Origin of the sequence: Stutzerimonas stutzeri (assembly GCF_024448955.1) — a bacterium.
GTDB lineage: Bacteria > Pseudomonadota > Gammaproteobacteria > Pseudomonadales > Pseudomonadaceae > Stutzerimonas > Stutzerimonas stutzeri_AQ.
Genome location: NZ_JAMOIH010000003.1, coordinates 262453 through 283093, shown reverse-complemented (window position 1 = coordinate 283093; position 20641 = coordinate 262453). Strand labels below are relative to the sequence as shown.

The 20641-nt window shown below is 61.3% G+C and carries 17 protein-coding genes; 6 read left to right on the top strand and 11 right to left on the bottom strand.

All coding sequences use genetic code 11. The annotated features are described in order from the left end of the window. The first annotated feature begins 193 nt into the window (after positions 1 to 193). The 3 genes from NA645_RS04840 to NA645_RS04830 all read left to right on the top strand — a co-directional run bounded on the left by NA645_RS04840 (position 194) and on the right by NA645_RS04830 (position 4956). Entirely contained in the window at positions 194 to 2416 is a 2223-nt protein-coding gene (locus tag NA645_RS04840; RefSeq protein ID WP_256047785.1) for a primosomal protein N', read from the top strand. 140 nt (positions 2417 to 2556) lie between these two features. Next, positions 2557 to 4296: an arginine--tRNA ligase gene (gene argS, locus NA645_RS04835; protein ID WP_256047784.1), complete on the top strand. Its 1740-nt coding sequence runs from the start codon at positions 2557 to 2559 to the stop codon at positions 4294 to 4296. Beyond that, positions 4297 to 4956: an SPOR domain-containing protein gene (locus NA645_RS04830; RefSeq protein ID WP_256047783.1), complete on the top strand. Its 660-nt coding sequence runs from the start codon at positions 4297 to 4299 to the stop codon at positions 4954 to 4956. Positions 4957 to 5001: 45 nt separating this feature from the next. Here NA645_RS04830 and NA645_RS04825 read toward each other — a convergent pair whose 3' ends face one another. The 4 genes from NA645_RS04825 to trxA form a co-directional block, all read right to left on the bottom strand. After that, a complete protein-coding gene (locus tag NA645_RS04825; protein ID WP_256047782.1) occupies positions 5002 to 5973 on the bottom strand; it encodes a CDP-6-deoxy-delta-3,4-glucoseen reductase in 972 nt (323 codons plus the stop codon). 34 nt (positions 5974 to 6007) lie between these two features. Beyond that, entirely contained in the window at positions 6008 to 7474 is a 1467-nt protein-coding gene (gene ubiD / locus NA645_RS04820; RefSeq protein ID WP_256047781.1) for a 4-hydroxy-3-polyprenylbenzoate decarboxylase, read from the bottom strand. 123 nt (positions 7475 to 7597) lie between these two features. Continuing rightward, a complete protein-coding gene (gene rho, locus NA645_RS04815; protein ID WP_256047780.1) occupies positions 7598 to 8857 on the bottom strand; it encodes a transcription termination factor Rho in 1260 nt (419 codons plus the stop codon). 233 nt (positions 8858 to 9090) lie between these two features. Next, positions 9091 to 9417, bottom strand: coding sequence for a thioredoxin TrxA (trxA, locus tag NA645_RS04810; RefSeq protein ID WP_021207111.1), 327 nt, complete (start codon positions 9415 to 9417; stop codon positions 9091 to 9093). A gap of 210 nt (positions 9418 to 9627) precedes the next feature. Here trxA and ppx point away from each other — a divergent pair, with 210 nt between their 5' ends. After that, on the top strand, positions 9628 to 11130 hold the full coding sequence (ppx, locus tag NA645_RS04805; RefSeq protein ID WP_256047779.1) for an exopolyphosphatase: 1503 nt from the start codon (positions 9628 to 9630) through the stop codon (positions 11128 to 11130). Positions 11131 to 11190: 60 nt separating this feature from the next. On the opposite strand, the gene ppk1 is transcribed toward ppx, so the two are convergent. Next, positions 11191 to 13398 carry a polyphosphate kinase 1 gene (ppk1, locus tag NA645_RS04800; RefSeq protein WP_256047778.1) on the bottom strand — a complete coding sequence of 736 codons (2208 nt, stop codon included), beginning with the start codon at positions 13396 to 13398 and terminating at the stop codon, positions 11191 to 11193. 19 nt (positions 13399 to 13417) lie between these two features. Then, positions 13418 to 14431: a porphobilinogen synthase gene (gene hemB, locus NA645_RS04795; protein ID WP_256047777.1), complete on the bottom strand. Its 1014-nt coding sequence runs from the start codon at positions 14429 to 14431 to the stop codon at positions 13418 to 13420. A gap of 412 nt (positions 14432 to 14843) precedes the next feature. Between hemB and elbB the strand changes: the two genes are divergently transcribed. Both elbB and NA645_RS04785 read left to right on the top strand, forming a co-directional pair. Further along, on the top strand, positions 14844 to 15506 hold the full coding sequence (elbB, locus tag NA645_RS04790; RefSeq protein ID WP_256047776.1) for an isoprenoid biosynthesis glyoxalase ElbB: 663 nt from the start codon (positions 14844 to 14846) through the stop codon (positions 15504 to 15506). Positions 15507 to 15658: 152 nt separating this feature from the next. Continuing rightward, positions 15659 to 16129, top strand: coding sequence for a thioesterase family protein (locus NA645_RS04785; protein ID WP_256047774.1), 471 nt, complete (start codon positions 15659 to 15661; stop codon positions 16127 to 16129). 95 nt (positions 16130 to 16224) lie between these two features. Here the strand turns inward: NA645_RS04785 and NA645_RS04780 are convergent, their stop codons facing one another. Genes NA645_RS04780 through NA645_RS04760 form a run of 5 tightly spaced genes read right to left on the bottom strand, consistent with a single transcriptional unit; the run spans position 16225 to position 20634 of the window. After that, positions 16225 to 16680: a YaiI/YqxD family protein gene (locus NA645_RS04780; protein ID WP_256047828.1), complete on the bottom strand. Its 456-nt coding sequence runs from the start codon at positions 16678 to 16680 to the stop codon at positions 16225 to 16227. A gap of 14 nt (positions 16681 to 16694) precedes the next feature. Further along, complete coding sequence (locus NA645_RS04775) at positions 16695 to 17327, bottom strand: LysE family transporter (RefSeq protein WP_256047773.1); 633 nt, start codon at positions 17325 to 17327, stop codon at positions 16695 to 16697. A 51-nt stretch (positions 17328 to 17378) separates the two neighbouring features. Next, positions 17379 to 18140 carry a TerC family protein gene (locus NA645_RS04770; protein WP_256047772.1) on the bottom strand — a complete coding sequence of 254 codons (762 nt, stop codon included), beginning with the start codon at positions 18138 to 18140 and terminating at the stop codon, positions 17379 to 17381. A 5-nt stretch (positions 18141 to 18145) separates the two neighbouring features. Continuing rightward, on the bottom strand, positions 18146 to 18727 hold the full coding sequence (locus tag NA645_RS04765) for a mechanosensitive ion channel family protein (protein ID WP_256047771.1): 582 nt from the start codon (positions 18725 to 18727) through the stop codon (positions 18146 to 18148). Further along, complete coding sequence (locus NA645_RS04760) at positions 18724 to 20634, bottom strand: ATP-binding cassette domain-containing protein (protein WP_256047770.1); 1911 nt, start codon at positions 20632 to 20634, stop codon at positions 18724 to 18726. Before NA645_RS04760 ends, NA645_RS04765 begins: the two co-directional genes overlap by 4 nt. Positions 20635 to 20641 lie beyond the last annotated feature (7 nt).

Genomic DNA, 20641 nt, shown 5'->3' with positions numbered 1-20641 from the left:
CCTCTAGGACTTGTGCCGCCACCCGACCCTATGTCGAGTACCGCACGGAAGGGCGCGAATAATACCAGAGCCCGATATCGATGCAAGGACAGCTGATCGCCTCATCATATAGTGCCGATCCCGCTCAAGGCGTCGAGACACTGTCATCGCGCCGTATCGTTTAAGATCGGCATTCGTCGCCAAGGACTACCGCGTGCCCCAACCCATACTCCGTCTCGCGCTCCCCTCTCCGCTGCGCAGACTCTTCGACTACCTTCCACCCGCTGGCGTCCCGCCCGCGTCGCTGCAGCCAGGCATGCGGCTGCGCGTGCCGTTCGGGCGGCGTGAAATCGTCGGGGTTCTGGTAGAGGTCGTTGATCATAGTGCGGTCCCCGAGGCGAAGCTCAAACCGGCGCTGGAGCTGCTCGATACGCGCTCCCCGCTCTCGCCCGCTCTGTTCAGACTGTGTCTGTGGACTGCCCAGTATTATCAGCACAGCCTGGGCGACACGTTCAGTTGGGCACTGCCGGTTCTGTTGCGCCAGGGCGAACCCGCCGAGGCAAGACAGGAGCGCTTCTGGCATGTCACCAACGGGGCGCGGCCCGAAGACCCTCGCCTCAGCCGAGCTCCGCGTCAGCGCGAGGCGTTGAGAACCATCGCCCAACATCCCCACGGCGTGGCCCACTCACTACTCACCCAGTTGCAATTGAGCAAGGACAGCCTGGATCCGCTGCTGCAAAAAGGTTTGTTACGCATCGAGACTCGCCGTAGTCATCAGGTTCAGGGCCATCAGGGCAGCTGGCTGCTGCAGCCGGAACTGCCGCTGAATCAGGAACAACGCGCCGCGTTCGAAGCCATTCGCGCCGGCCTGGACGGGTTTCAGGCATTTCTGCTGGCGGGCGTCACTGGCAGCGGCAAGACCGAGGTCTATCTGCAGCTGATCCACCAGGTGCTCAAAGTCGGCAAGCAGGCCTTGGTGCTGATCCCTGAAATCAACCTAGGCCCTCAGACCCTGGCGCGCTTCGAGAAGCGTTTCAATGCCCGCATCGCCCTGCTGCATTCCAACGTCAACGACCGGGAACGCCTGGATGCCTGGCTTGCGGCACGGGACGGCGAGGCGGACATCATCATCGGCACTCGCTCAGCGCTGTTCACGCCGATGAAGAACCCCGGGCTGATCATCCTCGACGAGGAACATGACGCCTCATATAAACAGCAGGAAGGCCTGCGCTATCACGCCCGAGACCTGGCGATCGTCAGAGCGCGCCAGGAAAATCTGCCGGTGCTGCTGGGCTCGGCAACCCCGTCCCTGGAAAGCCTGCACAACGCCCACAGCGGTCGCTATGCCCTATTGAAGCTGACCCAGCGCGCTGGTGGCGCGCAAGCGCCGCGCTTTCTGCGCCTGGATGTGAAAAGTCGGCCGCTGGACTCGGGCATCTCCGGTCCGCTGCAGCAGGCCATGGCCCAGACACTCGCTGCCGGGCAACAGGTCCTGGTATTCCTGAACCGCCGCGGCTTCGCCCCATCGCTGCTTTGTCACGATTGCGGCTGGCTCAGCCAATGCCCGCGCTGCGACGCCAGAATGACCCTGCATCAGCGTCACAACGAGCTGCGCTGCCACCACTGTGGCCACGCCGAGCGCCCACCGCGCAGCTGCCCGGATTGCAACAGCGTCGATCTACGCCCCGTTGGTACCGGCACCGAGCGCGCCGAAGAACGATTGGGCATCATCTTTCCCGATTACCCGGTGCTGCGCATCGATCGCGACAGCACTTCACGTAAGGGCTCGATGGAGCAACTGCTGGCCACCATCAACCGCGGCGAACCTTGCCTGCTGGTCGGCACCCAGATGCTTGCCAAGGGTCATCATTTTCCCCGAGTCACGCTGGTCGCCATCCTCGACGCCGATGGCGGGCTGTTCTCGGCTGACTTCCGTGCCAGCGAGCGCATGGCCCAGCTGATCGTGCAGGTAGCCGGTCGCGCGGGCCGCGCCGAAGAGCCCGGCAAAGTCATCATTCAGACACACCTTGCCGATCACCCGCTACTGGTTCAGCTCACCGAACAAGGCTATTTCGCCTTTGCCGACCAAGCACTGAGCGAGCGCCGTGCCGCCGGCCTGCCGCCATTTAGCCATCTGGCTCTGCTGCGTGCCGAGGCAACGAAGCCCGGTCAGGCCGAAGAATTCCTCGATCACGCCTGCCATGAAGCCGAACAGCTCATGGCGCAGCTCGGCCTCGGCGGCGTCGAACTACTCGGACCGGTGCCGGCACCAATGGAGCGGCGCGCGGGACGCTTCCGCGCCCAGCTGTTGCTACAGGCCAATGCCCGCGCGCCTCTCCATAAGTTGATGAACGCCTGGCTGCCGGTGGTCGAGCAGCTGCCCTCCAGCCGCGCGGTGCGCTGGTCGCTGGATATCGATCCGATCGACTTGTTTTAGCGCCACCCTGCTGCCAGTCATCTAGCCTCAAGCGCTTTATCGGCTTTTTGGCTTCCGCTTGCCGCTGGTGGCTTGTCGCTTGCCGCTGCTCTTATAATGCGCAGTTTTCGACCAAAGCCTCCGGGCCGACCGAGCAAACGATGAAAGACAGCATTCGCCACCTGATCCAGCAAGCCCTTGTTCGCCTCACCGCTGAAGGGGTGCTGCCTGAAGGATTGAGTCCGACCATCCAGGTGGAGAACACCCGCGACAAGACTCATGGCGACTTCGCCAGCAACATCGCCATGATGCTGGCGAAACCTGCCGGGATGAAACCCCGCGACCTCGCCCAGAAGCTCATCGAGGCACTGCCAGCGGACCCTAGCGTCAGCAAAATAGAAATCGCCGGCCCGGGCTTTCTCAACTTCTTCCAGAACAGCGCTGCGCTCGCCCAGCGTCTTGACGCGGCGCTTGGCGACCCGCATCTCTGCGTTAGCAAGGCAGGCCCAACGCAGCGAGTCGTCATCGATCTGTCCTCGCCGAACCTGGCCAAGGAAATGCACGTCGGCCACCTGCGCTCGACCATCATCGGCGATGCGGTGGCGCGCGTACTGGAGTTTCTCGGTGACGAGGTGATCCGGCAGAACCACGTCGGTGATTGGGGTACGCAGTTCGGCATGTTGCTCGCTTATCTGGAAGAAAACCCCGCCGCCGCCGAAACAGAGCTGTCCGACCTGGAACAGTTCTATCGCGCCGCGAAACAGCGCTTCGATGATTCGTCCGCGTTCGCCGATCGAGCCCGCGAACTGGTAGTGAAGCTGCAGGCCGGCGACGCCGACTGCCTGCGTCTGTGGAATCGCTTCAACGAGATATCCCTGTCGCACTGCCAGAAGGTCTATGACCGCCTGAACGTCAAGCTCACCCCTGATGACGTCAAAGGCGAAAGCGCCTACAACGCCGAACTGGGCGATATCGTCGAAGCATTGAAAGCCAAGGGGCTATTGAGCGAAAGCAACGGCGCCCAGTGCGTGTTTCTCGAGGAATTCAAGAACGCCGAGGGCAACCCGCTCCCGGTCATCGTGCAGAAGGCCGGCGGCGGCTACCTCTATGCCACCACCGATCTGGCGTCCATGCGCTACCGCAGCCAGCAACTGAAAGCCGATCGCGCCCTGTACTTCGTCGATCAACGCCAGGCCCTGCACTTCCAGATGGCCTTCGAGGTCGCGCGCCGGGCCGGCTTCGTCAGCAGCGACATGCAGCTCGAGCACATGGGTTTCGGCACCATGAACGGCGCCGACGGTCGCCCATTCAAGACCCGCGACGGCGGCACCGTGAAGCTGGTCGACCTGCTCGACGAAGCCGAACAGCGCGCCTACAGCCTGGTGAAGGGCAAGAACCCGGATCTGGACGAAACAGAGCTCCGCCAGATCGCTCGTGCCGTCGGTATCGGCGCGGTGAAATATGCGGACCTGTCCAAGCACCGCACCAGCGATTACAGCTTCAACTTCGAACATATGCTGAGCTTCGAAGGCAACACCGCGCCCTACCTTCTCTATGCCTATACCCGTGTGGCCAGTGTATTCCGCAAGCTTGGTACCGGGATGGACGGGCTGGCCGGCGAGATACAGCTCGAAGCCGAACAGGAACAAGCGCTGGGCGCGAAGCTTGCCCAATTCGCAGAGGTACTTAATGGCGTCGGCGAGAAGGGCGTCCCGCATTTGCTGTGCAGCTACCTGTACGATCTGGCCGGGTTGTTTTCGAGTTTCTACGAACACTGTCCGATACTCACTGCCGAGAGCGAGGCCGTGAAGCAGAGCCGCCTGCGCCTGGCCGCACTGACCGGCAAGACCCTCAAACAAGGCCTGGAATTGCTCGGCCTGGAAACCCTGGAGCGGATGTAAGTGGCAACCAGGAAAAAACCCGCCCCCAAGCGCGGGGCGAGCCGCTATCAGGCGCCCGCCAAAAAGCCCGTACCCGGCTGGGTCTGGCTGGTTTGTGGTTTGATCATCGGCGGTTTCATCATGTTTTTGATGAACCTCGAACCCGGCCGAGACGAGATCAAGCGTGCCACGGATACGCCCAAGCCCAAGGAACAACCGAAGCGCTCCACGCCGGCACAGGAGCAACCGGTAAAGCCCAAGTACGACTTCTATACGTTGCTACCTGAGTCCGAAGTGATTCTGCCACCGGAAGCGCCGAAGCCCGAACCGCCCAAGCCGGTGACGCCCGAAGAAGCCGCCAAGATTGACACGGCGCGGGCGGAAGCTGCGCTGAATGGCCAGGTACCGCCGCCCCCACCGCTGGTGGCCAAGGCGCCCGTTACCCAGTTCTTCCTGCAGGCCGGCTCGTTCCGCAAGCAGCAGGAAGCGGAAAAGGTCAGGGCTCAGATTATCCTGCTGGGTCAGGATGTACGCGTCGAGAACGTCACTGTCCGTGACGAGGACTGGTACCGCGTCCTGGTCGGCCCCTTTGCCAACCGTGAGCAGCTTGGCCTGGCGCAGAAGACGCTGTCTGCAAGCGGCTACAACAATCTGCTGCTTCAGCAACGGCAGGCACGCTGAACCAAGGCGTCGCCCGAAACACACGAGAGCCGCAAAACAGCGGCTCTAGCCTTCCCGCGGCGCGTAGGCGAAGACATCGGCGCGCATCTGCGTCGCGTCCATCCCCGCTTCTACCAGCGCATCCAGCGTGCCGTAGATCATTACCGGCGAGCCGCTGGCATAGACATGAATCGGCTTGAGATCGCCGAAGTCTTCGCATACGGCTTCGTGCAGCATGCCGCAACGCCCCTGCCAGCCACAGACGTCGCTGACGACTTGGTGGAGAAACAGATTGGGCATCTGCCGCCACTCATCCCAGTGGGGTAGCTGATAGAAGTCTTCCGGCCGGCGCACGCCCCAGTACAGATGCACCGGATGGGCGAAGCCCTCGGCCCGGCAATGTTCGATCAGGCTGTGCATCTGCGCCATTCCGGTTCCGGCCGCAATTAGCACAAGCGGCCCATTCGGGAGCTCGGCGAGATGCGTATCGCCGAACGGCATCTGCACGCAGACCATCCCTTGGCGCCTGATGAAATCGAGCAAACCGATCGTCGACGGCTCCCGTGCCAGCACATGCAGTTCCAGTTCACGTCCACGCCCCGGCGTAGACGCCAGGGAAAAGGCACTGAACTCGCCGTCTTCACGCTTGAGCAGCAGGTACTGTCCGGCGTGATAGCGCGGCGGCTTGCCTGCAGGCGCGCGGAGCAGCAGCCGAAACACGTCGCCGCCCACGTCCTGGCAACTGATCAGCTGGCAACTGAACGTCCGTACTGGCAGCTCGCCAGGGGCGAGCACGCCGTCCCATAGCAGGACACAATCCTCTTCAGGCTCGGCCAGACAGGCGAAAACCTCGCCATGATCCTGACTTACACCACGCTGGCGCACCCGACCATTGACCAGTAAGGCCGCGCAGACCAGACAGTTACCGTTGCGACAGGCCTGCGGGCAGTCGTAGCCCAGGCGCCGGGCAGCGTCGAGTATCAGCTCGCCCCGCTGGACTTCAAGCACGGCCCCAGAGGGTTGTAGCGTAACTTTCATCTATGCAAAAACCTGAAATAACGACTACGGGTCATCAGTCGATGCCCAGCTCAGCCCAGAGTTCGTCGACCCGGCGTTTGACCGCCTCATCCTGAACGATGGCGCGGCCCCATTCACGGCTGGTCTCGCCCGGCCATTTGTGCGTGGCGTCGAGCCCCATTTTGCTGCCGAGGCCGGATACCGGAGAGGCAAAATCAAGGTAATCGATGGGCGTGTTCTCGATCATCACCGTATCGCGCTTGGGGTCCATGCGTGTGGTGATCGCCCAGATCACGTCGTTCCAGTCCCGGGCATTGATGTCGTCGTCGGTAACGATGACGAACTTGGTGTACATGAACTGGCGCAGGAAGCTCCACACGCCAAGCATCACTCGCTTGGCATGGCCGGGGTACTGCTTCTTCATGGTCACCACCGCCATGCGGTAGGAACAACCTTCGGGCGGCAGGTAGAAATCGGTGATTTCCGGGAATTGCTTCTGCAGGATCGGCACGAAGACTTCGTTGAGCGCCACGCCGAGAATCGCCGGCTCGTCCGGTGGCCGCCCGGTGTAGGTGCTGTGGTAGATCGCATCGCGACGCTTGGTGATGCGCTCGACGGTGAACACAGGAAAGCGGTCCACTTCGTTGTAATAGCCGGTGTGGTCGCCGTAGGGCCCTTCGTCGGCCATCTCGCCGGGATAGATATGCCCTTCGAGAATGATTTCGGCACCGGCCGGGACCTGGAGATCGCTGCCGCGGCATTTCACCAGCTCGGTGCGGCTGCCGCGCAACAGGCCGGCGAAAGCGTATTCGGAGAGCGAATCGGGGACCGGCGTGACGGCGCCCAGAATGGTGGCCGGGTCTGCGCCAAGAGCCACCGCGACGGGGTAGGGTCGATCGGGATATTTCTCGCACCACTCACGGTAATCCAGCGCACCCCCGCGATGGCTGAGCCAGCGCATGATGACCTTGTTGCGGCCAATCACCTGCTGACGATAGATACCCAGATTCTGCCGATCCTTGTTCGGCCCCTGGGTAATGGTCAGGCCCCAGGTAATGAGCGGCGCGGCATCGCCCGGCCAACAGGTCTGTACCGGCAGCGCGGACAAATCTACGTCCTCGCCTTCTATCACTACCTCTTGGCAGGGCGCATCCTTGAGCACCTTGGGCGCCATGCTGATGACCTTTTTGTAGATCGGCAGCTTGCTCCAGGCATCCTTGAGACCTTTCGGCGGCTCCGGCTCTTTCAGAAAGGCCAGCAGCTTGCCGATCTCGCGCAGTTCCGAGACTTCCTCAGCGCCCATACCCAGCGCGACGCGTTGGGGCGTGCCGAACAGGTTGCCCAGCACCGGCATGTCGAAGCCGGTCGGATTTTCGAAAAGCAACGCCGGGCCCTGCTTACGCAGAGTGCGGTCACATACTTCGGTCATTTCCAGAACGGGAGAGACTGCGGTCGAAACGCGTTTGAGTTCGCCGCGCTGTTCCAAGCCACTGATAAAGTCGCGCAAATCGCGATACTGCATGCTTGAGCCTCGCATGGGCCGGCAAATGTCGAGGCGCAGAGTTTAGCCTTGGCGCGGCCGATTCCAAAACCTGCAGACAGACAAAGGCCGGGTTTCCCCGGCCTCGGTGGCACAACCAGACGCTTACTTGCGCTTCATCGACATGAAGAATTCATCGTTGGTCTTGGTGTCCTTGAGCTTGTCCAGCAGAAACTCGATGGCGGCGCTTTCATCCATCGGGTGTAGCAGCTTGCGCAGAATCCAGATGCGCTGCAGCTCTTCTTCGCTGGTCAACAACTCTTCGCGACGAGTGCCCGAGCGGTTGATGTTGATGGCAGGGAACACACGTTTCTCGGCGATGCGGCGGTCCAGCTGCAGCTCCAGGTTACCGGTGCCCTTGAATTCCTCGTAGATCACCTCGTCCATCTTCGAGCCGGTTTCCACCAGCGCGGTGGCGAGAATGGTCAGGCTGCCGCCTTCCTCGATGTTGCGCGCGGCGCCGAAGAAGCGCTTGGGCTTTTCCAGCGCATGGGCGTCGACACCACCGGTCAATACCTTGCCGGAACTGGGGATCACGGTGTTGTAGGCGCGCGCCAGACGGGTGATGGAGTCGAGCAGGATGACCACGTCCTTCTTGTGCTCGACCAGGCGTTTGGCCTTCTCGATCACCATTTCGGCGACCTGCACGTGGCGGGTCGGCGGCTCGTCGAAGGTCGATGCGACCACTTCGCCACGCACGGTGCGCTGCATCTCGGTCACTTCTTCCGGGCGCTCGTCGATCAACAGGACGATCAGGTGGCACTCAGGATTGTTGCGGGTGATGTTGCTGGCGATGTTCTGCAGCATGATGGTCTTGCCCGCTTTCGGCGGAGCGACGATCAGACCGCGCTGGCCTTTACCGATGGGCGCACAGAGGTCGATCACCCGGCCGGTCAGGTCTTCCGTGGAGCCGTTGCCGGCTTCCATGGTCAGACGCTGGTTGGGGAACAGCGGCGTCAGGTTCTCGAACAGGATCTTGCTCTTGGCGTTTTCCGGCCGGTCGAAATTGATCGTGTCGACCTTGAGCAGGGCGAAATAACGCTCGCCTTCTTTAGGCGGACGAATCTTGCCGACAATGGTGTCGCCGGTGCGTAGGTTGAAACGACGGATCTGGCTCGGCGAGACATAGATGTCGTCGGGGCCGGCGAGGTAAGACGAATCCGCGGAGCGCAGGAAGCCGAAGCCATCCTGGAGAATCTCCAGCACGCCATCACCGGAGATTTCCTCGCCGCTTTTCGCGTGCTTTTTCAGCAGGGAGAAAATCACGTCCTGCTTGCGCGAACGGGCCATATTGTCGATGCCCATCTGTTCGGCCATTTCCAGCAGTTCGGTGATGGGCTTTTGCTTAAGTTCGGTCAGATTCATAGAAAGAGATCAGGAAGGATGAAGAAAGCGATTAGCTTTAGAAGCCGCGCAGCAGGATACGAACAGATTCGTTGTGCTTTATGAGGCTGAAGTGCGTCGGCGACGGCATGCAGAGGGCGACGGAAGAAGCGTCGCGGGGCCGAATTTAGCACCACGCAGGCGAAGCGTCCACCCTGCCGCAAGAAAAAAGCCCCCGCATTTGCGGGGGCTTTGGATAGCAGCGCTTCTCTAACTCAGATGTTGCTGTCGAGAAACGCAGCCAGCTGCGACTTCGACAAAGCGCCAACCTTGGTAGCTTCAACGTTGCCGTTCTTGAACAGCATCAGTGTCGGAATACCGCGAACGCCGTACTTCGGCGGGGTTTCCTGATTCTCGTCGATGTTCAGCTTGCAGACCTTGAGCTTGCCCTCGTAGTCCTTGGCGATCTCATCGAGTACCGGAGCGATCATCTTGCATGGACCACACCACTCGGCCCAGTAATCGACCAGCACAGGGCCGTCTGCCTGGAGCACGTCCTGCTCGAAACTGCTGTCGCTGACATTGTTGATGTATTCGCTCATGGATGTTCTCCAGGGTCAAAACCGAAAGTGACGCCATCATAGCCCGGCTTGATGCGGACCGAAAGTCGCAGCCTGTCACTTGGTCAATCGGGGTATGGCGACGAATTGGGAGCCCTGTGGCCGATAATCGGGCCCTACGTGAAGGCGCTGCGCGTTGGCGGATGCCGATGATCATGTCAGGATGTCGGGGTTTTGCACAGAGACCGCGCCATGCCCCCACCAGCCGCCGAACCCTCTCCACTGATCGCCGCCCTCGATCTCGGATCCAACAGCTTCCACATGGTCCTGGCCCGCACCAGCAACGGCGAAATGCGCATCCTCGAGCGGCTCGGTGAAAAGGTCCAACTGGCCGCCGGCATCGATGAGAACCGAATGCTCGACGATGCCGCCATTCAGCGCGGCCTCGATTGTCTGCGCCGCTTCGCGCAACTGGTCAATCATCTGCCTCAGGGCTCGGTGCGTGTGGTAGGCACCAACGCCCTGCGCGAAGCCCGCAACCGCGCGCTGTTCATCCGCCAGGCCGAGACGATCATCGATCATCAGGTCGAAGTGATCTCCGGCCGGGAAGAAGCGCGACTGATCTATCTCGGGGTGTCGCACACCTTCCCGACGGCGCCCGGCAAGCGGCTGGTCATTGATATTGGCGGCGGCAGTACCGAGTTCATCATCGGCGAGGGCTTCGATTCGCTGTTACGCGAGAGCCTGCAGATGGGTTGCGTGAGTTTCACCCAGCGATTCTTCCGTGACGGCAAGATCACCGCTGCACGCTATGCCCAGGCTTACACGGCGGCACGACTCGAATTGATGAGCATCGAGCATGGTCTGCGCCGGCTCGGCTGGCAGGACACGGTCGGCGCATCCGGCACCATCCGTGCCATCGGCCTGGCGACCAAGGGCGCCGGGTTGAGCAATGGCCAAGTGACCAGCGAAGGACTGGGGTGGCTCAAGCGCAAGCTGTTCAAGCTGGGCGATGTAGACAAGATCGACATGGACGGCATCAAGCCGGATCGTCGCAGCATCTTCCCTGCGGGGCTGGCCATTCTCGAAGCGGCGTTCGATGCGCTGGAGCTCAGCAGCATGGCGCATTCCGAGGGCGCGCTACGCGAAGGCGTGCTCTACGACCTCATCGGCCGCCATCATCAGGAAGACATCCGCAGCCGCACCCTGAGCTTTCTCATGGAGCGCTACCACGTCGACAACGAGCAGGCGGCGCGAGTCGAAAGCAAGGCGCTGGAGGCGTTCGACCAAGTGTCGTCCGATTGGGAGCTGGTCGAGGATTGGCATCGTGAGCTGCTGGCTTGGGCCGCTCGGGTGCACGAAGTGGGCCTTGATATCGCGCACTACCATTACCACAAGCACGGCGCCTACCTGATCGAGCACTCCGACCTTCCGGGTTTCTCACGTCAGGATCAGCAAATGCTTGCGCTATTGGTGCGCGGGCATCGCCGCAATATACCGAGGCAGAAGTTCGAAGAGCTGAGTGAGGACGGTGTGAAGCTGACCCGCCTCTGCGTGCTATTGCGGTTCGCCATCCTCTTCCACCACATCCGCGGGCCACAGCAGGCGCCGGCATTCACACTCAAGGCCGACGACAACAGCCTCGACGTGGCCTTTCCCAGCGGCTGGTTGGAAAACAATCCGCTGACCCAGGCCGATTTCGCCCTGGAAGCGGAATGGCTAAAGCGTATCGATTTCACCCTGACGGTGCGCTGAGTCCGCGTCCGAACATGCGGACGCACGATTCAACCGCCTGCGATGGCGGGCACCAAGCCCTCATCGCGCGCTTGGGCTACCAAGGCGCTCCAGCAAAGTGCTCTGCACATTACGCGCATTCTGATTGCCGCTCGGACTGTTGCGCACGTAGCTTCCATCGGGCTGCAGCACCCAGCTCTGGGTGTTGTCGGTCAGGAATCCTTCCAGTTCTTTTTTCACGCGGGTGATCAGCTTCTTGCCTTCGACGGGGAAACAGGTCTCGACGCGGCGGTCCAGATTGCGCTCCATCCAGTCGGCGCTGGACAGGTAGAGCTTCTCGTCGCCACCGTTGAGAAAGTAGAAGACCCGACTGTGTTCGAGGAAGCGGCCAATGATCGAGCGCACCTGAATGTTGTGCGACACGCCCAGAATCCCCGGGCGCAAGCAGCACATGCCACGCACGATCAGGTCGACACGCACGCCCATCTGACTGGCCTTGTACAGCGCACGGATCATCTTCGGATCGGTCAGCGAGTTGACCTTGAGGATGATGTGCGCCGGCTTGCCTTCGCTGGCGTGCTGGGTTTCCTGGGTGATCATGTCGAGCAGCGATTTCTTCAGCGTGAACGGCGCATGCAGAAGTTTCTTCATGCGCATCGTTTTGCCCATACCGATCAGCTGGCTGAACAGCTTGGAGACGTCTTCGCACAGCGCATCATCGGAGGTCAGCAGGCTGTAATCGGTGTACAACCGCGCATTACCGGCGTGATAGTTACCGGTTCCCAGATGAGCGTAGCGACGCAGTTCGCCATTTTCGCGGCGCAGGATGAGCATCATCTTGGCGTGGGTCTTGTAGCCGACCACGCCGTAGATGACCACGGCACCGGCCTGCTGTAGGCGACTGGCCAGTTGCAGGTTGGACTCTTCATCGAAGCGCGCGCGCAGCTCGATCACCGCGGTGACTTCCTTGCCGTTGCGCGCCGCCTCGACCAATGCATCGACGATCTCCGAATTGGCACCGGATCGGTACAGCGTCTGCTTGACCGCCAGCACGCAAGGGTCCTTGGCCGCCTCGCGCAACAGATCGACCACTGGCGTGAACGACTCGTAAGGGTGCAACAGCAGAATGTCCTGCTTGCCGACGACGTTGAAAATATTCTCGCTGTTCTGCAAAAGCTTCGGAATCGCCGGGGTGAAGGGCGTGTACTGCAGTTCCGGATGACTATCCAGTCCGGTGATGCTGAACAGTCGGGTCAGGTTGACCGGCCCATTCACCCGATACAGCTCGCTCTCGCTGAGGCTGAACTGCTTGAGCAGGAAATTGGCCAGGTGAGGTGGGCAAGTGTCGGCAACCTCCAGGCGCACCGCATCGCCGTAGCGCCGGGAAATCAGCTCGCCGCGCAACGCTCGCGCAAGATCCTCCACGTCCTCGGTGTCCACCGAGAGGTCGGCGTTGCGCGTCAGGCGGAACTGATAGCAGCCCTTGACCTTCATGCCGTGGAACAGATCATCCGCGTGCGCATGAATCATCGACGACAAGAACACATGGTTGGCGCCCGCCCCGCCTACCTCTTCGGGCACGCGAATCACGCGCGGTAACAGTCGCGGCGCCGGAATGATCGCCAGGCCCGAATCCCGACCAAAGGCATCAACGCCTTCAAGCTCGACGATGAAGTTGAGGCTTTTGTTGACCAGCAAGGGAAACGGATGCGTCGGGTCCAGACCAATCGGGGTGATGATCGGCGCGATTTCGTCACGAAAATAACGGCGCACCCAGGTCTTGAGCTTGACCGTCCAGTGACGACGACGAATGAAGCGCACCTGGTGCTTGGCCAGTTCGGGCAACAACACTTCGTTGAGGATCGAATATTGCCGACTGACCTGTTCGTGGACCAGCTCGGAAATCCGCGCCAACGCCTGGTGTGGCTGCAGCCCATCGGCACCGGCCTGTTCGCGCGCGAAGGTCACTTGTTTTTTCAGGCCGGCAACGCGAATCTCGAAGAATTCATCGAGGTTGCTGGAAAAGATCAGCAGGAATTTCAGCCGCTCAAGCAACGGATTGGACTCATCCAGCGCCTGCTCCAGCACGCGGATATTGAACTGCAGCTGCGACAGCTCACGATGGATATAGAGGCTGTTGTCGTCCAGGTTGGGTGCCGGCTGCGGTGCCGGTACTGGCGCCTCCTCCTGCGTGTCCACCTCGGGCACTGGCGCAGCCAGCTCCTCGAGGGGTTGCGCCTCGCTGTCGGCAAGCTGCAATTCGCTTTCGCTGAGTCCCTGGTTGGTCATGGGTCTGCCTCGAAGGGGCTCAGTGCCCCTGTTTCAATTGTTGTGCGGCCTGTTTGGCGAAGTAGGTGAGGATGCCATCGGCGCCGGCACGTTTGAAGGCGGTCAGCGATTCAAGGATCACCGCCTCGCTCAACCAGCCGTTCTGGATGGCGGCCTTATGCATCGCGTATTCACCACTGACCTGATAGACGAACGTCGGCACGCGGAAGGCATCCTTGACCCGCCAGAGAATGTCGAGATAGGGCATGCCTGGCTTGACCATGACCATGTCGGCGCCCTCGGCGAGATCGGCGCCCACCTCGTGTAGTGCCTCGTCACTGTTGGCCGGGTCCATCTGATAGGTGTTCTTGCTTCCCTTGCCGAGATTACCGGCCGACCCCACCGCATCGCGGAACGGGCCATAGTAGGCGCTGGCGTATTTGGCCGAGTAGGCCATGATGCGCACGTTGTGATGCTCCGCCACTTCGAGCGCCTCGCGGATGGCCTGGATGCGGCCGTCCATCATGTCCGACGGCGCCAGGACCTGGGCGCCGGCCTCGGCATGGGAAAGCGCCTGCCGGACCAGCGCATCGACGGTCACATCGTTCTGCACGTAGCCCTGCTCATCCAGAATGCCGTCCTGACCATGGGTGGTGAACGGGTCGAGCGCGACGTCGGTGATGATCCCCAGCTCCGGGAACCGCTCACGCAGTGCGCGCGTGGCACGCTGGGCGATGCCGTCCGGATTCCAGGCTTCGGCGGCGTCTAGGGATTTCTTCTCCAGTGGCGTGACCGGAAACAGCGCCAGCGCCGGAATGCCCAGCGCCACCAATTCCTCCGCCTCTTCGAGCAACAGATCGATAGACAGGCGCTCGACACCGGGCATCGAAGGCACCTGCTCGCGGCGATTTTCGCCATCGAGGACGAACACCGGCAGGATCAGGTCGTCCACGCTCAGCTTATGTTCGCGCACCAGCCGCCGGGAAAAATCGTCACGACGATTACGACGCAGACGAGTAGCGGGAAACAATCGATTGGCAGGAACGAAACTCACAGCGAACTCCTGGCCCGCAGAACGGGCGAATATGACGTTTATAGGCCGACTTTGTGACCGATTGATGACAGCGCCGTTAAACGACGCCGCGCGTTGCACTCATTGTCGCCAGCCGAGGCAGGCACTGCCAGTGCTTTGATCGGGCAAACCGTCTGGCTGAAGCTCGCATGCTAGCCCTGGTTTCGACTGAACACCCGTCTTGGCGAGGAATCCAACAACTGACCACGTTGAAGCTCGTGCAAAAACTGGCCAGCGACCTTTGGTCTGCCAGCAAAATTCGCCGCCAGGACTGAACCGCTAGCTTTTAATTCGGCCACCGGGTATGGGCTTACCTTGAACCCCGCCAGGGATTAGCATCGAAGACTTTCGCCCGGCGCCTTCCGGGCCGCTGAATCTGACCAGGAGTATCCCTATGAACAAAAAAGTCGCCGTGATTCTTTCCGGCTGTGGCGTCTACGACGGCTCGGAAATCTACGAGAGCGTAATTACCTTGCTGCGCCTGGACCAGCGTGGCGCCACGGTTCGCTGCTTCGCGCCGAACATTGCGCAGATGCATGTGATCAACCATCTGACCGGCGACGAGATGCCGGAGAGCCGCAACGTGCTGATCGAATCCGCCCGCCTGGCTCGCGGCGAGATCAGCGACCTGCGCGAGTTGAATGTGGACGAGTTCGATGCGCTGATCATGCCCGGCGGCTTTGGCGCAGCAAAAAACCTCTCCGATTTCGCCACTCAGGGCGCCGCCAGCAAGGTCCTCCCGGATGTGCTGTCAGCCGCTCAGGCCTTTGCCAAAGCCGGAAAGCCGATTGGCATGATGTGCATCGCACCCACCATGGCGGCACAGATCTTCGGCGCTGGCGTGGTCTGCACGCTGGGCAATGACGACGATCCCGCCGCAGGAGCAGCGCGCGAAATGGGCATCGAGCACCAAGCCTGCGAGGTCACCGAACTCGTCGAGGATTCCAGGCACAACCTGGTGACGACCCCTGCCTACATGCTCGCGCGATCGATCAGCGAAGCGGCGTCGGGCATCTACAAACTGGTCGACCGAGTGCTGGAGCTCACCCACAAGTAAGCACCAGCCTCACCTCCCTCATCCCGAGCTCAGGCTCGGGATTTCGTTCGGCCTATGGCTATGTAGCCAATCCTACCGGCGCTCCCGCCGCACCCCTATTCATTCCTGCCTCGCTGCGGCAGCTTTGGCCGATCTGACAAAAGGCCGAACTCATGACCCAGCACAAATCGGACACCATCGAAGAACAACAACAAGCCGTACGTCAGCTCTTCGAGCGCATGCCGTTCAACGAATTTCTGGGCATCGAACTCGGCGAAGTGTCGCACCAGCGCGTCGTGATGCATCTACCGATGAAGCACGAGCTGGTCGGCAATTTTTTTCATGGCATCCTGCATGGTGGCGTGATCGCCTCTCTGCTCGACGCGGTCGGCGGCGCGATGGCCATGATCGGAGCCTTCGAAAAGCACCAGCACCTGACCACCGAAGAACGCGCCCTTCGCCTCTCGCGGCTCGGCACCATTGATCTGCGAATCGACTATCTACGACCAGGGCGAGGACAGCGTTTCAGCGCCAGCGCGACGCTGCTGCGCTCCGGCAACAAGGTAGCCGTGGTTCGCTCCGAATTGCACAATGAGGAAGGCGTATTGGTCGCCGTGGGCACTGGCACTTATCTATGCGGATAGGCGGGTTCGGTTACCGCTAGACCCATCAAGCTTTTTCGTCGAGCTAATAGCTTCAGGCTGCTTCTCCTCGTCCAACCTTCAAGCCTTCGGCATCTTTAACGGCTTTTCATCAACTGTGTGAGCAACCGGTCCAGCGCGTTGGCAAAAGCCTGACGATCCCGCTCGCCATAAGCGGCTTGGCCACCGCCGACCTGCCCCTGCTCACGCAGATCGGTGAACAGGTTGCGCACGGCCAGACGATCACCCATGTTGCGCTCGTCGAACTCGCGACCGCGCGGATCGAGGGCAGCCACGCCTTTCTTGACCAGGCGATCGGCCAGCGGTACATCGCTGCAAATAACCAGCTCGCCCGGCTGCGCATGCTCGACCAGATAATCGTCCGCAGCATCCGGACCGCTCGGCACTACGATCAGGCGAACACAGGCGAAGGCCGGCTTGATCTGGCTCTGCCCCGCTACCAGCAAGACCTCGAACTTGCGCTTGAGCGCGAATTTGATCAGCTGCTCTTTGGCCGCCTTGGGACAGGCATCGGCGTCGACCCACACCCGCAATGGCACGGCGGTAGTCACACCACGGCCCGCCGCACTGTCGCCAGCAATGCCGCCGCGCCGGCGAACATGGCGGCGAAGCTGCGATTGACCAGGCGTTGCTGACGCGGCGTGCGCAACAAGCGCAGCACCTTCGCCGCCAGACCGGTGTAACCCGCCATGACGATCAAGTCGACCACCACCATGGTTGCGCCCATATGCAGGTACTGCATCACCAGATCGCGCTGCGGATCGAGAAACTGTGGCAGCACGGCCAGGATAAACACGATGGCCTTGGGGTTGCTGGCATTGACCAGAAAGCCCCGGAGCATCAGCGTCAGCGGGCGCCCGATGGGCCGTGGCGCCGCGCTGTCATCGATCATTTCCGGCACCGCCTGCCACTGCTTCAGCGCGAGCCAGAGCAGATAGGCGACACCGAACCATTTGATCAAGCTGAAGGCCAGCGATGAGGTCGCCAGCACCGCGCCAACGCCGGCAGCCACCACTGCGATCTGTAGCGCCAGGGCGATCTGCAAACCAATGGCGTTCCAGTAGCCGCGCCAAAAACCGTACTGCAAACCGCAGGACATCGAGGCGATTGCCCCGGCCCCCGGCGACAGGCTGATGACCCAACAGGCTGCGAAGAATGCAAGCCAGGTTTCGAACGTCATGATTTAAGCCTCAGGCAACGGCTGCACCTGGATGCAGCCGGTTGTTCATCCTCAGTCCGGCATGTCCTTGCCAAGCTTGACCGGCTCTTTCAGCTTGCGATTCATTGCCTTGCGCATCCGGATATTGAGCGCTTCGACCGTCAGCGAGAATGCCATGGCGAAGTACACGTAGCCCTTGGGCACGTGAGCGCCGAAGGCTTCGGCGATCAGCAGGGTGCCGACTACGATCAGGAACGACAACGCGAGAATCTTCAGCGTCGGATGCTTTTCGATGAAGTCGCTGATGGTGCTGGCCGACAGCATCATTACACCGACGGCGATGACGATCGCGGCGATCATCACCTGTACGTTGTCCACCAGACCCACCGCCGTAATCACCGAGTCCAGCGAGAAGACGATATCGATTACCGCAATCTGCAGAATGATACCGACGAAGCCGGCCTTGACCGCGCCGCTGGTAGTGCCTTCCTCTCCTTCTTCGCCTTCAACGCTGTGCCAGATTTCCATGGTGCTTTTGAATAGCAGGAACAGACCACCGAAGAACAGAATCAGGTCGCGCCCGGATACACCATGCCCCAGAACCGTGAACAGATCGTTGGTCAGGCGCATTACCCAAGTGATCGACAGCAGCAGCAGGATCCGCGTCCCCATGGCCAGGGCCAACCCGAAGAAGCGAGCCTTGGGTTGCTGCTCCTTCGGTAGGCGGCCGACCAGAATGGAGATGAAGATGATGTTGTCGATGCCGAGGACAATTTCCAGGGCGGTCAGGGTCAGAAACGCGACCCAGATTTCGGGGCTGGTAAGCCATTCCATAGGTGCTACTCGTGAGTGCTGTGATTAGGCGTTTGTATGTCGGTCCCGCGCCAGCGGCGCACGACCTTCTGAAAGAACAAGCTGTTTGGCACCTGGACGATCGCACCAGTTCCGCTCTCGGCCACCTCTTCGAGGGTGGTGTAAAGCAGGTTTATATCGATGACACGGCCTTTGACGATGGGCTTGTCGAAGCTCTCGACCAGTTCGACCAGGTCGCCCAGCCTAAAGGGCCCGACGGTCATAATCAGCACAGCGCAGAGCAGGTTCGACAGAACGCTCCAGATAGCGAAGAAGGCGATAGCCGCCACCGCGACAAAACCGGAGAACGCGGTCCAGAGCACCGTCGCCGAGACGCCGAAGCGTTCCAGCACCATGATCAGCGCGCCACCAATGATGAACCAGCGAATGCCGCCACGCAGCGGCAGCAACAGTTCAGGCGGCAGCGGATAGCGGCTGCCTAGCCGAGTCAGCGCACGCACTACGAAACGCTGCAAGGCGTAGGCGACCAACAGAATGAGCAGAACCTGCAGGCCCAGTAGCAGCTGGTCCCCCCATTCCTGCGAAAGAATCAACAACTGCTCGTTCATACGCCGCCCTCCAGCTGCCCCTGCAAGGTTTCGAGCGCCTCCAGCGCTGTCAGCCAGGCCTCCTCCAGCTCGCCCTCGCGAGCCTTCAGTTCCGCCTGATTGGCTAGCAATTCGCGTAATTCGTCCTTGCGCGCCGCCTCGTAGATGGCGGCGTCACCCAGGCGCTGCTCCAGCGCGGCAAGCTTTTCCTGAACCCCGGACAGGTCCTTTTCGAGCTTGTCCGACTGACGTCTGAGCGGCGCAAGCTGCTGGCGCAACGCGGCGGCAGCCTGACGTAAAGCACGCTTATCGGTCTTGTCTGCGGAGGATTCGGTGGCGCTGGTCGGTTGCTGGCGAACGCGATAATCCACCAACCACCGCGCGTAATCTTCGAGATCACCGTCGAACGCGACGACGCGTCCATCGGCCACCAGCAGAAACTCGTCGGTGGTGCTCTTGAGCAGATGCCGATCGTGCGACACCACCAGCACGGCACCCTCGAAATCCTGCAGCGCCAAAGTCAGCGCCAGTCGCATCTCCAGATCGAGGTGGTTGGTCGGTTCGTCGAGCAGCAGCAGGTTGGGCTTGCCCCAGGCGATCAGCGCCAGCGCCAGACGGGCCTTTTCACCGCCGGAGAAATTAACGACCGGCTCGTCACAGCGATTGCCGCGAAAATCGAAACCGCCGAGAAAATCACGCAACACCTGCTCGCGCTCACCCGGTGCAATGCGTTGCAAGTGCAACAGCGGACTGGCCTTGGGGTCCAGCGCGTCGAGCTGATGCTGGGCGAAATAGCCGATCACCAGGTTCTCGCCGCGCTGCAGGCGACCACCCAATGGTTGCAGTTCGTTGGCCAGCGTCTTGATCAGGGTGGACTTGCCCGCCCCGTTCGGGCCAAGCAGGCCAATCCGCGCGCCGGGCACCAACTGCAGCTTGACCTTGTCCAGCACCCGTTTTTCGCCATAACCGAGGCTGCCTTCGGCCAGATCCAGCAACGGGCTGGAGACCTTGTCGGCCTCACGGAAAACGAAGTCGAACGGCGAATCGATATGCGCCGGCGCCAGTTCCTCGAGTTTTTCCAGCGCTTTGATCCGGCTCTGCGCCTGGCGTGCCTTGCTTGCCTTGGCCTTGAAGCGCCGGATGAAGTCCTCCATGTGCTCGCGCTGCGCCTGCTGCTTCTCGAACGCTTGCTGCTGCTGCGCCAGCCGCTCGGCGCGCGCCCGCTCGAAGGCCGAATAACCACCGCGGTAGAGCGTCAGTTTGCGTTGCTCGACATGCACGACGTTGCCTACGACTTCATCGAGAAAGTCGCGGTCGTGGGAAATCAGCATCAGCGTGCCCGGATAGCTCTTCAGCCAGGATTCGAGCCAGAGAATGGCATCCAGATCGAGGTGGTTGGTGGGTTCGTCGAGCAACAGCAGGTCGGAAGGACACATCAACGCCTGCGCCAGATTCAAACGCATCCGCCAGCCACCGGAGAAACTGCTGACCGCAAGATCCATCTGCTCGTTGGCAAATCCCAGGCCGGCGAGCAGCTTGCGCGCCCGCGCGTCGGCACTGTAACCGTCGGCGTTGTCCAACTCGGTATGCAGGCGCGCAAGCGAGGCACCGTCATGAGCGGCCTCGGCGGCAATCAGTGCGGCCTGCACGCGGCGCAGCTCGGCATCGCCATCGAGGACATAATCCACAGCGAGACGGTCGAGCGTATCGACCTCCTGCCTCATGTGGGCGATACGCCAGTCCGGCGGCAACTGGCAGTCGCCGCCGTCGGGTGCGAATTCGCCGCGTAACAGTGCGAAGAGGCTGGATTTCCCGGCGCCATTGGCACCCACCAGCCCGACCTTCTGGCCAAAATGCAGGGTCAGCTCGGCGCCTTCCAGCAAACGCTGAGGACCGCGCTGTAGAGTCAGGTTCTGAAGTCGGATCATAATGGCG